Annotated in this window: 15 protein-coding genes; 7 read left to right on the forward strand and 8 right to left on the reverse strand. The window is 39.5% G+C overall.

Features of this window, described 5'->3' with window-relative positions; all coding sequences use genetic code 11:
- Both NY014_RS04365 and NY014_RS04370 read right to left on the reverse strand, forming a co-directional pair.
- Positions 1–951: an aldo/keto reductase gene (locus tag NY014_RS04365; RefSeq protein ID WP_354003158.1), complete on the reverse strand. Its 951-nt coding sequence runs from the start codon at positions 949–951 to the stop codon at positions 1–3.
- Positions 952–1,044: 93 nt separating this feature from the next.
- Positions 1,045–2,022, reverse strand: coding sequence for a DUF6807 domain-containing protein (locus tag NY014_RS04370; protein ID WP_259413319.1), 978 nt, complete (start codon positions 2,020–2,022; stop codon positions 1,045–1,047).
- A gap of 52 nt (positions 2,023–2,074) precedes the next feature.
- Between NY014_RS04370 and NY014_RS04375 the strand changes: the two genes are divergently transcribed.
- The gene (locus NY014_RS04375) at positions 2,075–3,031 is read left to right on the forward strand and encodes a ThuA domain-containing protein (RefSeq protein WP_259413320.1); all 957 of its coding nucleotides are present in this window, start codon (positions 2,075–2,077) and stop codon (positions 3,029–3,031) included.
- A 1-nt stretch (position 3,032) separates the two neighbouring features.
- Here the strand turns inward: NY014_RS04375 and NY014_RS04380 are convergent, their stop codons facing one another.
- Positions 3,033–4,280, reverse strand: coding sequence for an NAD(P)/FAD-dependent oxidoreductase (locus tag NY014_RS04380; RefSeq protein WP_259413321.1), 1,248 nt, complete (start codon positions 4,278–4,280; stop codon positions 3,033–3,035).
- A 163-nt stretch (positions 4,281–4,443) separates the two neighbouring features.
- Between NY014_RS04380 and NY014_RS04385 the strand changes: the two genes are divergently transcribed.
- A complete protein-coding gene (locus NY014_RS04385) occupies positions 4,444–5,658 on the forward strand; it encodes a serine hydrolase domain-containing protein (RefSeq protein WP_259413322.1) in 1,215 nt (404 codons plus the stop codon).
- Between the two features lie 11 nt (positions 5,659–5,669).
- Positions 5,670–5,987: an antibiotic biosynthesis monooxygenase family protein gene (locus NY014_RS04390; protein WP_259413323.1), complete on the forward strand. Its 318-nt coding sequence runs from the start codon at positions 5,670–5,672 to the stop codon at positions 5,985–5,987.
- 5 nt (positions 5,988–5,992) lie between these two features.
- On the opposite strand, the gene NY014_RS04395 is transcribed toward NY014_RS04390, so the two are convergent.
- Positions 5,993–6,493: a hypothetical protein gene (locus NY014_RS04395; protein WP_259413325.1), complete on the reverse strand. Its 501-nt coding sequence runs from the start codon at positions 6,491–6,493 to the stop codon at positions 5,993–5,995.
- Positions 6,494–6,502: 9 nt separating this feature from the next.
- Positions 6,503–7,078: a hypothetical protein gene (locus NY014_RS04400; RefSeq protein WP_259413326.1), complete on the reverse strand. Its 576-nt coding sequence runs from the start codon at positions 7,076–7,078 to the stop codon at positions 6,503–6,505.
- 151 nt (positions 7,079–7,229) lie between these two features.
- Here NY014_RS04400 and NY014_RS04405 point away from each other — a divergent pair, with 151 nt between their 5' ends.
- Both NY014_RS04405 and NY014_RS04410 read left to right on the forward strand, forming a co-directional pair.
- Positions 7,230–7,817, forward strand: coding sequence for a hypothetical protein (locus tag NY014_RS04405; RefSeq protein WP_259413327.1), 588 nt, complete (start codon positions 7,230–7,232; stop codon positions 7,815–7,817).
- Positions 7,818–7,820: 3 nt separating this feature from the next.
- The gene (locus NY014_RS04410) at positions 7,821–8,882 is read left to right on the forward strand and encodes an alpha/beta hydrolase (protein ID WP_259413328.1); all 1,062 of its coding nucleotides are present in this window, start codon (positions 7,821–7,823) and stop codon (positions 8,880–8,882) included.
- Positions 8,883–8,932: 50 nt separating this feature from the next.
- Here NY014_RS04410 and xylA read toward each other — a convergent pair whose 3' ends face one another.
- Genes xylA through NY014_RS04425 form a run of 3 tightly spaced genes read right to left on the reverse strand, consistent with a single transcriptional unit; the run spans position 8,933 to position 13,430 of the window.
- Positions 8,933–10,246, reverse strand: a complete 1,314-nt coding sequence (gene xylA, locus NY014_RS04415) for a xylose isomerase (protein ID WP_259413329.1) — start codon at positions 10,244–10,246, stop codon at positions 8,933–8,935.
- A 34-nt stretch (positions 10,247–10,280) separates the two neighbouring features.
- The gene (locus tag NY014_RS04420) at positions 10,281–11,783 is read right to left on the reverse strand and encodes a xylulokinase (protein WP_259413330.1); all 1,503 of its coding nucleotides are present in this window, start codon (positions 11,781–11,783) and stop codon (positions 10,281–10,283) included.
- A gap of 3 nt (positions 11,784–11,786) precedes the next feature.
- Positions 11,787–13,430: a sodium/sugar symporter gene (locus tag NY014_RS04425; protein WP_259413331.1), complete on the reverse strand. Its 1,644-nt coding sequence runs from the start codon at positions 13,428–13,430 to the stop codon at positions 11,787–11,789.
- Between the two features lie 419 nt (positions 13,431–13,849).
- Between NY014_RS04425 and sdaAB the strand changes: the two genes are divergently transcribed.
- Both sdaAB and NY014_RS04435 read left to right on the forward strand, forming a co-directional pair.
- Positions 13,850–14,527: an L-serine ammonia-lyase, iron-sulfur-dependent subunit beta gene (gene sdaAB, locus NY014_RS04430; protein WP_259413332.1), complete on the forward strand. Its 678-nt coding sequence runs from the start codon at positions 13,850–13,852 to the stop codon at positions 14,525–14,527.
- Between the two features lie 9 nt (positions 14,528–14,536).
- Complete coding sequence (locus NY014_RS04435) at positions 14,537–15,880, forward strand: TolC family protein (RefSeq protein ID WP_259413333.1); 1,344 nt, start codon at positions 14,537–14,539, stop codon at positions 15,878–15,880.
- Positions 15,881–15,882 lie beyond the last annotated feature (2 nt).

The raw sequence follows: 15,882 nt of genomic DNA on the forward strand, positions 1-15,882 counted from the left end.
CTATTCCCAAAGGTCGCTTAACTCATAAGGACTTTGTCCTTGAGTGAAAAACGTGCCATCTACAAAACGATGGGAAATACCTATATCTCTTAATTCCATCAAATCGTGATCATCTAGCTTAAGGTCTACCGCCCTTAGGTTCTCAACTATTCGCCTTTGGTTAACCGATTTGGGAATTACAACAACTTTTCGAGCTACTGACCAAGCAATCAAAACCTGACCTTCAGAAACCCCATGTTTTCGAGCAATTTCACAAACCACTGGATTTGATAAAAGTTTGGGGTCTTTTTGGTGCTTTTCTGCTCTAGAATCTGGTGAACCTAGTGGGCTATAGGCTGTCAATAATATTTGATGCTGTTTACAAAACTCCACCAAATTTTCCTGAGGAAGAAAAGGGTGCATTTCTATTTGGTTCATTTCAGGCACCTCCTCTTTCATTTTTATCAATTCTAATAATTTGGTGCTGTTAAAATTAGAAACACCAATATGCTTGGTTTTCCCCAAGGCTTTTTGCTCCTGCATGGCTGACCAAGTTTGAGTCAAAGGAACATCCTCATAGGTGTAAAATTCTTCGCGAAGGGTGGCAAAATTGACTCCGTGCTTGAAAGAAATTGGCCAATGGATCAGATAGAGATTCAAATAATCAACTCCTAAATCATCCAAAGTCTTATCCAATGCTGGTCCAACATCTTCATAGCGATGGGAGTCATTCCATAACTTTGAAGTCAAAAATACATTTGAACGTTTTACAATTCCCGCTCGAATTGCTTCGGCCAACCCTTCACCAACTTCTTTTTCATTTCCATAAATTGCCGCACAGTCAATATGCCGATAACCTGCTTCCAAAGCCCAATAAACGGCCTGCTTGACTTCTCCAGGTTTACTTTTCCAAGTTCCCAAACCCAAAATCGGCATTTTATCCCCGTTCCTAAAAATCACATTTTTCATCATGTTGTCTTGTTCGAAGTATTATTCTTGAAATAAACGATTCCCATCCAAAAGGTCAATCGAAACCTCCTATTTGGATCCATTCAATGAGTTTACTTATCGGTATTTTTGAAGCGAAAAAGCCTTCCAATATTCCTCCGCCTCTATAACCTTCATATCCCCATCAAAAACAATTAACCTATATTGAAGTCTATAAGTTTTTCCCGCCAATATCTCCCAAGATTTAAATCGTGTTGGGGTAAAATTCAAAAAGACATTTTCAATCCCTTTATTTGAATCTTCCGGCCAAACCCGTAATGGTTCAGGATGATCAAAATTCTCTGGATGACTCAAAATCAATAAACCGCTTGAACCTTGAGAGGATCCCGTAACTCCATCAATCAAAACCCAACGAGCCTTCGCTCCATCTGAATTCCCCCTATCATTTCCTTCAGAGGTTAAGATTCTACTGTTTTCTGGGCCCCATTCCTTTCTTGCCCGGAATGCAATACCACCACCATAGCGGTAAGATTCAAATAGAATTGAAGAATCCAATTGATTGGTAAATTCCGAGATGTAGTCAACTTGATATCTATCCTCATCCAAGACTTCAACCCTTATCCGTAAATTTTCAACTATTGCTAGCGAAGGAGATTCCCCTGCAGTCAAATCAAAATGATTCTGACGAACTGTAATTTCAGCGCTTTTTTCATCAAGGCTTTTTCTAACAACCTGATCAAAATACACTCTTCCCTTCCCATCACCCAAATTCCAAAAATCAACCTCTCTTTCTTGAATCTTGGTTTTCGTCCAAGGCCCCCAAATCCCATAATGGTGATAATGATCTTCAGGTTGAATGCGAGTCAGAACCTGTCCGCTTGCAGTCGCCAAAGGATGGATAAACCCAGACTTTGAGAATGTGGGATCAACACCAAAAGGAACAGCGGTTTTACTTTTTTGATAGACCAAAACCTGAATATCATTCACCAAGAAATTAACACTTGAGTCAGTCTCTAGTAATTGAATCGATTGAGAATATCCCGCGATTGAAATTGTCCAAAAAATAATCCCGATAATAATCACTTTGAATCGCATGGTATTTTATTGAAATTGGAAATCAGTTGATCTAAACAAAAGCTACTAAACTTTGAGAACTTTCAGAATTAATTCCCTCATAAGCTTCCAGATAATTCTAGGATTATCGATCCTGTTTAAATTCCAAAACTCCTATTCCCAAGACCTACCCGAAGTTCCATTTGATGAAACATGGATTCAAAAAATTGAAGAACAAGCCCCTTCCAAGACAAGATTTCCTTTTTCAAAAAAGAAAAGTGTTTTGGTTTTTTCGCTACATACTGGTTTCGAGCATTGGGTAATTCCGCATACAGAAGAAATAATCAAAATATTGGGTGAGAAATCTGGGGCTTTTGAAGTGATGGGATCAAAAGATATCAGCCAATTTGAATTGGAAAATCTAAAGGGTTTCGATGCAATTGTCTTAAACAACACCTGCTCCAAGCCAGATCATCGAAATCTGTTTTGGGATCAATTGAGTAATGAATCCGACGAAGATTCAGTCATCTTGATGAAAAAGGCACTTCAACTAGAAAGAAACCTGATTGATTATGTGAAATCCGGCGGAGGATTAATGGTTCTTCACGGCGGAATTACGACACAAAATAAATCCATGGAGTTTAGTGATTTAGTGGGTGGTAGTTTTGATTATCATCCACCTCAGCAAGTCATTGAAGTACGGGTAGAAGATCCAAAACATCCATTGACCCAAGCTTTTTCTTCTGGAAGCTTCACTCATGTAGATGAACCATATTTCTACATGAATGCCTATGAAAAGAAGGATTTTCGCCCTCTCCTATACTTCAACAATCAGGAAATCAAAAATCAGCGGAAAGGACAAGAGAAAATTAACGGCAAAACTTATGCTGCCTGGATTCGATCAGAAGGAAAAGGAAAGGTATTCTATGCAGCACCTTCCCATAATGCCCAAAGTTTTGAAAACCCCAAGTTGCTTCAGTTTTTCTTAGATGGACTTCAATATTTGGTCGGAGATGTAGCTTGCGATGATTCTCCTATTCAAACTCAATAAATCAATGAGTAGGCATGTAAGAATGAATTACGGCCTCAGCAGCTATCCTTCCTGAAGTCATAGCAGCATTTATCGATCCATTCAGCAAATAGTCACCAGCCAAATAAACCTGATCTGAAATTTTAGACTGGGTAAATGGAATGGAGTTCTTCAAATCATTCACATGAGGCAAAGCATAATTGATTTGATAGCTTTTGATAAACTTAAAGAAATCAGCTTTGATCCCTGAAATTCTACTCAATTCCTTCTGAACTTCTCGAATCAATTCTTTCTCATCCAAATCCGATTCTAATACAGTCACAGAAAGAAGCGCTTTTCCTTCTTTACTATATGCTGGTGAAACATCATCCATAAACACAATATTATTGACGAGGTGATCACCCGGAACTAAGCCGATCATAGGGCGAGCCAAAAAGGATTTTTGAAGGGAAAAGTACAGGTTAATCACCGATTGAGGAGGAGCAAATTGACCTTGAAGCTGCTTCATCACTTTATCTGGCTGCACTGCAATAATGATTCGATCCGCTTCTAACTTCTCCCCATTCTTAAGGAAAATCGTTGACCCCTGAACTTCTTCTACAGGATGATTGAAATAAATCTGAGTTGAACTCAATTGCTCTCGGATCATAGCGGGGATTTCACCCATTCCTTTTTCTGGAATGGCAGCATGCCCAATTGCAAACATTTTGAAAACAAACTCAAACATTCGGGAGGAGGTATTCATATGCTTTTCCAAGAAAATCCCTCTAAAAAACGGCTTAAAAAAATTTTCTATGATCTGATCAGAAAACCCATAATCCTTTAAATACTGATGGGTAGGTTTATTCTTTGAATTAAAAATATCATCAACACTCTTTTGCTTCAGATCTTGAGTCAGGGTAAACATTTTCACCTTGTCCATAAAGGTTCCCACTTTTGAAAAAGCCATACTAACCACTTTCAATGGATTCCTCATGGGATCTGAGATGATGTAGGATTCATTTTCGCCTAAAATGACGGCTCCCGGATCAAATTTCTTGAGATGAAGCGCCTGGAAATCCAAGTATTTCTTGGCTTCTGGATATGCGGTATTCAAAACCTGAAACCCATGATCCAACAAAAACCCATCTACTTCATCAGTTTTCATTCGGCCACCAATCCGGTCTGTAGCCTCTAAAATAATAGGTTGGAATCCGGATCTTTCTAATTCCAATGCAGCAATCAAACCGGACAAGCCAGCTCCGATAATGTAAATTTTTTCTTCTCTCATAGTTTACTGGGTAAAATTGCACAAAACAATTTTGTCTAGAAAGTGCTAATTTCTATTCATCAATAACTGAGGACAGGTCAAAGAGTTTGGCTTATGTTGAACAAATCCATCAATGGTTTCAGCCAATTCAAAGGTTTTTCTTAAAATCACAAAAAAATCCAAAATGAAGAATTTACTCCTACTTGCTTTCATCCTATTAGTTGGTTTCTCTCAAGTCAATGCCCAAATCTACTTTCCTGAAAAAGCGAATTGGGAGAAAAAATCTCCTGAAGAGCTTAATCTAAACCCAGATAAAATTCAGGAAGCAATCGATTTTGCTATTTCTCACGAAAGTGATGCAAATCCAAATTTAAAAATCGCGCATTATGAAAGTGCCTTTGGAAGGGAACCTTTTGGGTATCCTATTGGACCAATGAAAACCCGTGGGCCAGCTACTGGATTAATCATTTATAAAGGATATGTGGTGGGTCAATGGGGTGATCCTAATCGAGTGGATTTGACTTTTTCAGTAGCGAAAAGTTTCTTATCGACTACAGCAGGGCTTGCCGTAGAAGAAGGACTGATTCGTAGCGAGCATGATTTGGTTTATCCTTACATGGCTCCTATTTATCCTTATCAGCCTGAGCGTCTAGCCATGAACAAGGCCGATCATTTTGAAGAAGAAGATGTTTTTGAACTTTTTGACACAGAGCATAACCGAAAAATAACCTGGGATCATCTCTTAAGGCAAACTTCTGATTGGGAAGGAAGTCTTTGGGGAAAACCTGATTGGGCGGATCGTCCAGCAGAAGGTGTAGCACAAAAGCGTGCCAGACCTCAAAATGAACCAGGAAGCAAGTATGAATACAATGATACTCGAGTAAATGTCTTAGCTCTTGCGCTTTTGAATATTTGGCGAAAGCCACTTCCAATCGTACTGAAAGAAAAAATCATGGACCCAATTGGAGCAAGTGATACTTGGAGATGGACAGGTTATGAAAACTCCTTTATTGTTTTGGATGGACAAATCGTCCAATCAGTTAGTGGAGGTTCCCACTGGGGAGGTGGTATGATGCTTTCAGCTTGGGACCAAGCCAGATTTGGGTATTTGACCCTTAGAAATGGTAATTGGAATGGAAAACAATTAATCCCTGAAGAATGGATCAAAAAGTCTAAAACCCCAACACCTGCAAATCCGGGTTATGGTTTCATGAACTATTTCTTGAATCAAGATAAGCAACAAGTACCTGCCGCTCCTGAAACTGCCTTTTTGCATATTGGTGCAGGAACCAACATGATTTATGTTGATCCTGAAAATGATTTGGTGATTGTGGCAAGATGGATTCCAAATGGAGACAAAGCTGAATTGGTCCGATTAGTTTTAGAAAGTATCCAATAATTGCGCTTCAAATGATTGCTTCTACTCCAAATCCGCCCTATTACGCGGTGATTTTCACAAATTATTTAACTGAAAATCAAGATGGATACCATGAAATGGCTGAACACATGGTGGAATTGGCAAAGGAGCAATCGGGCTATTTAGGACATGAAAGTGTGCGAGACCAAATGGGAATTACGATTAGCTATTGGAAAGACTTAGAGTCCATCAAAAAGTGGAAAGAAGTAGCTGAACATCAATTAGCCCAGAAACTAGGCAAAGAAAAATGGTATCAATCCTTCAAAACGAGAATCTGCTTGGTGGAAAAGGATTATGGATTTGAGCGGTAAGCTATTTAAAAAGCATACCCAAAACTGATTCCTACAGATAGTGGCCAAAAGAATTCACTTGTGAATACAGGAGTTAAAGAAGCTCTGAATAAAAACCCACCATCCACAGGTTCTCGACGATAGCCAAAAACCATTGTTCCCACGAAACCATCACCCACAGTTCGGGAATCTCCGACAGTAAAATTATTGTTTTTATCGGCTCCCCTGAGATAGGTACCTCCCATTCCTACTTCGAAATATTTCCCTTCCTTCCCTAATAAGTAATTCAATCCTAAAGGAATGGTGGCTAATGAACTTCCGTCTATAGCGAAATAAGAAACGCCTGCTTTAAAACCTAATCCATCAAATCGGTTTGAAAATCGCTGATCATAATTGAAAGAGTACATGATCCCGTTTCCAAATAATTCCACATAGACTCCTCTACTTTTTTCCCTTTCGGAGGATTGTGCTTGAGCAAAGAATTGAAATCCTAGCAAAACCAGGAATACTAAAATGTATTTTTTCATCAATCCACCTTAAAAAGCATACCCCAAACCTACACCTGCATACAAAGGCCAAAATCCATTGTTGTTGAAGATGGGATTTAAACTGATCTTCCACATAAACCCACCATCCACGGGGATTCTACGATACCCAAAATTCATGGTTCCCATCAAACTTGGAGAACCGTCCACATCTAGAATAAAATTGTAATCATTTCCACCATAATTGGTGCAAACATATTGCCCTGTGTTTTGATCATAATACCCATCTAGACAATAGTAATCTTCGCTTTGATTATCAAAGGCAAAAAAAGTTAAGCCAAAACCCATCTCAAAATAGTGAGGCCCCTTTCCATAAAGACGATTTGCCATCATGGGTAAAGAAAAAAAGGACTCTCCTCCAGAGAACGCATATCCACTTGCTCCAACACGAAGCCCCCAGGAATCCATTTTTTCCTTGTTGAATCGAAAATCATAATTGAAGCTGTAAGGCAATCCCGGACCACCCAATTCTACAAAAATAGATTGATAAGGTAAGCGAGTTGACTCTTGTGCTTGAATAGATCCTGCGAAAACAAGGATCGAAAGAATTAGAAGAAGTTTTTTCATAGGGATTAAAATCGTATCGTATTCAGGGTGGTGAACGTAATTGGGGATTTAAAGGATACTAAAACGAAGGTAATTTCTAATTAATGTTAAAGAAATAGCATTTTCTGAAAGCTCGTAATATTTCCATTATTTTAGTACTAAGTGAATGAAAATGAGTCAGAAAAAAATCATATCTCTCTTTTCCATTTTCATGGGCTATTTGGCTCTTATGATTGGGCAGGCTTGTGTTCAAGAGCAGCTTCCTGATTTGTATGGCCGTTGTCCAGATCCACGAAATGCGACAGCAACAGATTTAGAGGTAAAATATCTTCCCTACAGGAATGATCGATTTTCCACTTCATCAGATGTGGTTCCTTTGCAGGATTTTGAATTGGTCATTGAATTAGATTTTGAATTACTCAGCGAAAATTATGATACGGTATCAGGATTTGGTTTCGCCTATGCCCTTACATGTATCCCTCTTTACAATTTTCAAAACATCTCAAACATTACCATAACCCTAACTCAACCACTTGGCAACATTCAAGCAGGTTCAGATATTTCCTATCTTTTCAAAAACAGGGAAGACACTCCACTTTCAGAAATTCGGGATTTCAGAAAGTTTGAAACCACCTTTGGACTAAAGTTCACCGGGGATTTAGCAAATAATTCTCAATTGCATACGAGAACCTACTTATTTTTGAGAGATGGAAGACAGCTGATTTTTGATTCAACTTCTCCAATAATCACAACCAACTAGACTATGATCCGGAAAATATTTCTTGTGTTTTTTTCTTTAGCAATGGTCATTGCTATCGTCTATATGCTTGGCCCTAAAGTGGAAAAGCAAGAGCTAATTGTTCATTATCCCGAAGTTCCCACTCGGGTCAATGAACTGATTGACTATGTAAAAACACGAGAAGATACCGTCATCGGTCTCAAGGAAGGGAATGAAGCCTATATACAATGGGCAGATGAAAGTAATCCAAGAAAGACCCCCTATTCTATTGTTTATATCCATGGATTTGGAGCAAGCCCTATGGAAGGTGACCCTGTGCATCGGTTTTTAGCGGAGCATTTTGGGGCAAATCTTTACGTGACCCGACTTCCCGAACATGGAATTAGGCGAGAAAATGGAATGGAATATCTTTCTGCCCAAGCCTTGGTGGATGCAGCAGGAGAAGCTTATCAAATCGGAAAAAGCTTGGGAGATGAAGTCATTGTAGTGGGAACCTCAATGGGTGGAGCACTTACTTTGGTTCTAGCATCTCAGCAGCCTGACATCAAAGCTGTGGTGCTTTACTCTCCGGCAATCCGAGATAATGGGGAGAGATTGGAAGGCTTTTTCAGTCCATGGGCACAATGGATTATGGAAAAAACAATGATGGAAAATAAGGTTATTCATCAAAATCGAGAGGGTGAAAAAGCAGCCTATTGGTCCGAAGATTATCATATGAACGCCTACGAAAGTCTCGCTGTGCTACTTTACAGCATGATGAACCAAAACACCTTTGAAAAAATTAACCAGCCCCTTTTCCTAGGCTACTATTACAAAAGTGATGAAGAGCAGGATCCGGTCGTTTCTGTACCAAAAATGCTAGAAATGTATCAACAAATAGGAACGCCTGAAGAATTGAAAAGAGAAAGAGCTTTTCCTAAATCAGGAGATCACGTAATCGGTAGTTCCATCACCTCTGACGACTGGGAAGGTGTTTTATTTGAGACGATTGACTTTTTGGAAAATGTGGTGGGAATTCCTCCAAGTCCAAAATATCAACAAGAAGTGGAAGAATTGATTGAAGCTAATTCCATGATGGAGAAATAAAAAAAGCCCGCTGAAAAGTAATTCTGCGGGCTGATTTTTTGAATATTTAATTAAATAAAGCGATTCAATAAATTTTCATAGTACTCTTGCTTTCCACTTATTTGAGTAGGCTCACCTACTTCAGCTGCATAATTCCGAAGATCTTCCAAGGTTAATTTTCCTTCTTCGAAATCTTTGCCTTTTCCAGCATCAAAACTTGAATAGCGCTGTTTTCTTCGCTCGAGATAATCAGATTTTTCCAAAATGTCATTTGCAATCAGCATTCCTCTTGCAAAGGCATCCATACTTCCGATATGAGCCAAAAACAAATCATCAGGATCGGTAGAGTTTCTTCTTATTTTTGCATCAAAATTCACTCCGCCACCTTTTAAGCCTCCGGAAGTTAATAACACCAACATAGCCTCAGTTAATTCTTGAAGATTCAAAGCAAATTGATCGGTATCCCAACCATTCTGATAGTCTCCTCGATTGGCATCAATACTTCCCAAAAGACCTGCATCCGCCGCTACCTGCAATTCATGTTGAAAGGTATGTCCTGCCAAAGTCGCGTGATTAACTTCGATATTTAATTTGAAATCCTTATCCAAACCATAATGTCTCAGGAATCCTATAACGGTTGCTGAATCGTAATCATATTGATGTTTTGTAGGCTCCATTGGTTTAGGCTCGATGAAGAAAGTACCTTTAAACCCATTTTTTCGTGCATAATCGCGAGCAATGGAAAGGAATTTCGCCAAATGCTCTACCTCCCGATTCATGTCTGTATTGAGAAGAGACATGTATCCTTCTCTTCCTCCCCAGAACACATAATTCTCTCCTCCTAACTTGATGGTAGCATCCAGTGCATTTTTCACTTGAGCACCCGCCCAAGCAACCACATCAAAATTTGGATTGGTAGAAGCACCGTTCATGTAGCGGGGATTACTGAAAACATTGGCAGTACCCCAAAGCAATTTCACTCCTGTTTCCTTTTGCTTTTGAAGCGCATAATCTGTGATGATTTCCATCCGCTTTTCATATTCAGCTAAGGAACCTCCCTCATCAATCAAATCCACATCGTGAAAACAATAATAAGGTGCTCCAATCTTAGTGATGAATTCAAAAGCGGCATCCATTTTATCTTTTGCTCGCTGAATCGCATCAGGGTTTTCATCCCAAGGATGTCTGATCGTACCAGGACCGAAAGGATCAGCACCTGTACCACAGAAGGAGTGCCAGTAAGCGATAGCAAACTTGAAGTGCTCCTTCATCGTTTTTCCACCAATCACTCGATTTTCATCGTAATATCGAAAAGCAAGTGGATTGTCACTCTGAGGGCCTTCATACCCGATTTTTCCAATTTCCGGAAAATACAATTTTGACATATTGGTTATTTTTAGGTTTGAGTTTATTGATCAATTATAGATTCATTTTTTGAATTTCCTGAAGGCAATTTTTCCAACGGGAAAATAATTCCTCATAGGGCTCAAAGAAATTTTCGTTGGGTTCATATGTCTCCAAGAGTTGTAATCCTTCAAATGCCTCTGTTTCATTGGAGAAAATTCCAGCACCTATTCCAGCGCCTCTTGCAGCTCCTTGGGCTCCATCTGTATCGTATAATTTCAACTCCACACGATTCATATGGATAAAGGTTTTTCTAAAAATCGGACTTAGAAACATATTAGCTCTACCTGCTTTCACGGTCTGTAGGTCCAAACCCATTTCCTTCATGATTTGGAAACCATAGGTCAAAGCAGCTACGATTCCTTCCTGAGCAGCACGAATCATATGTCCTTTATCATGCTTCAGTAAATCCAAGCCAATCATGTGAGCGCCCACTTGCTTATTCTGCAAAATTCGCTCAGCCCCATTGCCAAATGGAATAAAAAGCAATCCATCTGCACCAATTCCAGCTGAGGCTGCGAAATTGTTCATTTCATCATATTCAATTTTGCCAGCACCCATCAACCGCTTGATCCAGCTATTCAAAATCCCCGTTCCGTTCACACAAAGCAATACTCCATAGGAAGGCCTATCTTTTTGATGATTGACATGAACGAAGGTATTAACCCTAGAAAGTGGATCAAACAAAGGGGTATCACAGACTCCATAGACCGTACCAGAAGTACCTGCAGTGGTAGCAAGTTCGCCTGGTTTTAGTACCTGTAGCGAAAATGCATTATTAGGTTGATCACCTGCGCGATAGGAAACCGGAACGCCCTCCTCTATTCCAGTGAGTTTAGAGGCTTGGGATGTTACTTTTCCTTGAATCGAAAAAGAAGGAACAACCTCTGGAATCCATTCTTCCAAAATTTGGTAATCCTCCAATAGCTTTTCTGAAATTCCATTCTTTTGGAAGTCCCAAAAAATCCCTTCAGAAAGACCTGTTTCAGAAGTCAAAATCTCCCCCGTCAGTTTCATCGCAATGAAATCTCCAGGTAGCATGATTTTATGGATTCTAGAAACTAGATCCGGTTCATTTTCAATAATCCACCGTAATTTGGAAGCCGTAAAATTCCCAGGGGAATTCAAGAGATTATTCAAGCAATATTCCTCTCCCAAGCGCTCGAAAGCTTTTTCTCCAATCTCTACTGCTCTACTATCACACCAAATAATGGAAGATCGAAGGACTTGCTGATTTTCATCCACCAATACCAATCCATGCATTTGGTAGGCAATTCCAATACCTTTCAATTCACCCTTTTTTACCTGAGCTTTATTGAGAACGTATTTAGAAGCTTGCTGAACATATTTCCACCACATTTCAGGATCTTGTTCAGCCCAACCGGACTTTGGAGAAGAAATCGGCATTTCTTCACTGGGAAATGCCTTGGCAACAAGGGCCGTTCCCGAGTCAGCATCCAGCAAGGATGCTTTGACTGAGGAACTCCCAATATCTAATCCAAGCAACAATTTCCTCATGGCTTACCAGAATATGATATACAATGCGGCAATGATTCCGGAAATCAGGAAGGCACCAACTTTAAATCCAGTACTGGTACGGAAAAGATCCCGATTGATATCAATGCTATTTGGATGATCTTTTCCTTTTCCTTCTATTAAACTGATACTGATCATCAACACTGCCAAAATCAAAAAGACAATTCCCATTCTATCGATGAATGGAAGATCAGGCAAACCAAACTTAAGAACCACAGAAAGTGGAATACTCAATGCGGCTCCCACTAAAGCGGCATTGGAAGTGGTTTTTTTCCAGAATACACCAAAGAAGAAAATAGCAAATACTCCTGGGCTAATGAAGCCTGTATATTCTTGAATAAACTGGAATGCTTGATCCAATTGACCTAAGGCAGGAGCTACAAAAGATGCAATGATAAAGGCGACAATAGCAGTAATTCTACCTACTCGGACCTGCTGTGTTTCAGTTGCATTTTTACCAAAATACTTGCTATAAATATCCATGGTAAAAATGGTTGAAGTACTATTAGCCATAGAAGCTAAGGAAGATACAATCGCAGCTGTCAAGGCAGCAAAAGCCAAACCTTTCAAGCCAACAGGAAGCAATTGAAGCAATGTTGGATATGCTCTATCGGACTTAACCAAGCCTGTCATCGGATCTTGCATGGAAGCAAGAAAACTTGAATCCATTCCTTTATTGACGATAACCAAAGCAGCGATTCCTGGAATTACCACGATCAATGGCATCAAAATCTTCAGGAAACCAGCGAAAATCATCCCTTTCTGAGCCTCATCCAAACTTTTTGCAGCCAATGCTCGCTGGGTGATATATTGATTGAAACCCCAATAACTGAGGTTTACTATCCACATCCCGCCAACCAAGACACTCAAACCGGGAAGATCCAAATAAGCATCATATTCCCCACCTTTTCCATCAGGAATCATCATTTCACCTTTTGAAAGAATCATGGAGAAGTGATTCGGAACTTCCTGACGAAGAAGGCTGATTCCTTGCCAAACGTCTCCCTCACCGACCATTTGAAGTGCGATATATGTAGTTGCCAAACCACCAGCTATCAAGAAAAAGACTTGAACTACATCCGTCCAAGCAACTGCTTTCAAGCCACCATAAATGGAATAAATCATGGCGAATAAGGCCAAACCGATGATTCCGTATGTAAGAGGAATATCAAGAATCGTATTCAAACTCAATGCTCCCAAATAGAGAACTGAGGTTAGGTTTACGAAAACATAAAGCAATAACCAGAAGACCGCCATGGTCGTTCTTACCCTTGTATCATAGCGATCAAGCAAGAAGCCAGGCATGGTATAAATACCTTTTTTGATGTAAACAGGCAGGAAGAAAATTGCCACTACTAATAAGGTAGCGGCGGCCATCCATTCATAAGTGGAAATTGCCAAACCGAGTGCAAAACCAGAACCGGACATCCCGATAAACTGCTCGGCAGAGATATTAGATGCGATCAAGGAAGCACCTACTGCCCACCAAGGAAGTGCTTTCGATGCTAAAAAATAATCTGATGAATTTTTTACGTGGCCTTTTTTTTCACGGGAGACAAATATTCCCATGCCAACAATTAACAAGCAGTATCCAATGAATACTACGAGGTCTAAGGGTTCTAAGAGCATAGATTTTGGGGTTATTGGGCTTAGTAATAAGTTTATAGGTTAAAGACTAATAGCTAAATAAGCCACTAAATATAAAACTTTCAGATAAAGGTCAGCATCCACTACTGTCAATTTTATATGTAAAATATACTTAGCCTTATCAATGGTCAAAAAACTTCCCTATTTCCAAAAAATTAGATTACATCAAAACCGACTACCAATACACTTATATTTAATAGCGAGGTTTTACTGAATTAGCGTGTTCAAAATCGCGCATAAAAACGTTCGATTATGAACAGAATTTAAATTTGAATTATTTAAACCGTATTTAAATTTGACTATTGGTCCAAAATAATTCTGTAAAATCCTCAAATATTTTCATTTTTGAGCTGAATATTAATTCAAGCGATTATTAGCATAATAATTGGTCATTTGGTGCCATGGCAGGAAAAAGCAGTGTATTTGACATGATCGGTCCCGTGATGATTGGACCATCCTCCTCGCATACGGCGGGAGTGGTTCGGATAGCACGAGCTGCCATCCGAGTTTTAGGAGGTATTCCAGAAGAGGCAAATATTGTCTTCTATAATTCTTTCGCTAGAACGTATGAAGGACATGGAAGCGACAGAGCAATTATCGGTGGCCTAATGGATTACAAAACAGATGATGAGCGAATCCGGGAAGCTTTGGTACTGGCTAAAGAAAAGGGGCTTGTTTATCATTTTAAATCAATAGGAAACTCTTCAGTTCATCATCCAAACACTATCAAGCTCAATCTTCGAAAAGGAGAAAAAAAGGTGGAGGTCGTAGGAGAAAGTTTAGGTGGTGGATTAATTAATATTGCAGAAGTTGATGGATTTGTTGCCAACTTTTCCGCTCAGCTTCATACGCTGATTATTAAAGCGCAGGATGTTTCTGGGGCAATCGCTTTCATTTCATCCGTAATTGCCCAGGAAAAAACCAACATTGCAACCATGTCCGTTTCCCGAAAAGGAAAAAACGACTTAGCTTGTCATGTCATTGAGATGGATTCAGGCATACGGCCTATTACCATCGATTATTTGAAATCATTACCTTGGATTAAAGAATTAATTTACATACCAGATATAGATCTATAAGCTACCACAATGAAAAAGCTTTTTGTAAGCTTCGCTTTGATCTGCGGATTGTTTTTTGAGACTAAAGCACAGGAAATCACAGGTCCAATTGACCTGGAAACTGCTGTAGAAATCGCACTTGAAAACAATTTGACACTCAAACGAAGTCAACTCAACCAAATTGGCAACGAAGCAAATTTGTTGCAAAGAAAAGGAAGTAGATTCCCTACCCTATCCACAGGCGCAAGCAGTGGTTACCGTTGGGGTCGTTCGATTAACCCTGTAACCAACCTCTTTGAAACGGAGCGAATCGGAAACATCAACCTTTCGATGAACTCCAACATGACCATTTTTGGTGCTGGGAGAATAAATAATTCAGTCAATCAGGCAAAGTCTGATTTGGAAGCTGGACTATATAATATTGAGGCCACCGAAAACACAATTACTCTGAATATCATCAATTTATTCATCAATGTTGTGTTTAATCGCGAGCAAGTGAAAATCGCAGAAAATCAGCTTAAAACCACCAAAGAGCAGCTGGAAAGAACTACCAAACTGGTGGAGGCTGGTTCCTTGCCTTATTCCGACCAGTTGGATTTGGAGGCTCAAAATGCTACCAATGAATCAGAAGTAATCAATGCTCAAAATGCTTTGCGGATAGCTAAATTAAATTTAGCGCAAGCCATGCAAATACCATTCACAGAGGATTTTGAAGTTGTAGAACCTGCTTTAGAATTTAATGAATCCCTGATGGCAACTGAAAATCCAACGATGATTTACAATACAGCGGTGGAAATCATGCCTGAGATTTTGGCGGCACAAAAAAATATTGAAAGTGCAGAATATGGGGTTAAATCCGCTAAAGGGGCGTTCTATCCTTCCTTAGGTGTTGGAGCAAATATTTTCTCAAACTATGTGGATAGAGCTGCTCCAGGACAGGAGCCTGATCCATTCAGAACACAGATCGAAAACAACCTCTCTCAATCTGTCAACCTTTCTTTGAATATTCCGATCTTTACACAGTTCAATAATAAATCGAATTTGCAGAGAGCAAGGGTTCAGCGTCAATTAGCAGAAGTAGCAGAGCTAGAAGCCAAAAACCAATTACGTCAGGACATTGAGACAGCATACAACCAAGCTTTGGCAGCAGAACGATCTTACCAAGCATCCTTAACCCGAGTGGAAAGCTTGGAAGAATCCCTTCGGATAGCTCAGCAACGATTTGATTTAGGAGCAATCAACTCTGTGGACTTTCAAGTAGCACAGGTGAATTACTTCAATGCGCAATCTGATCTTTTGAACGCTAAATACACCTACATTTTCAGAGTTAAAGTCCTTGATTTCTATTTAGGAAACCCCATCAACCTTAACTAAAC

It is taken from the genome of Algoriphagus limi, from assembly GCF_024919275.1.
GTDB lineage: Bacteria > Bacteroidota > Bacteroidia > Cytophagales > Cyclobacteriaceae > Algoriphagus > Algoriphagus limi.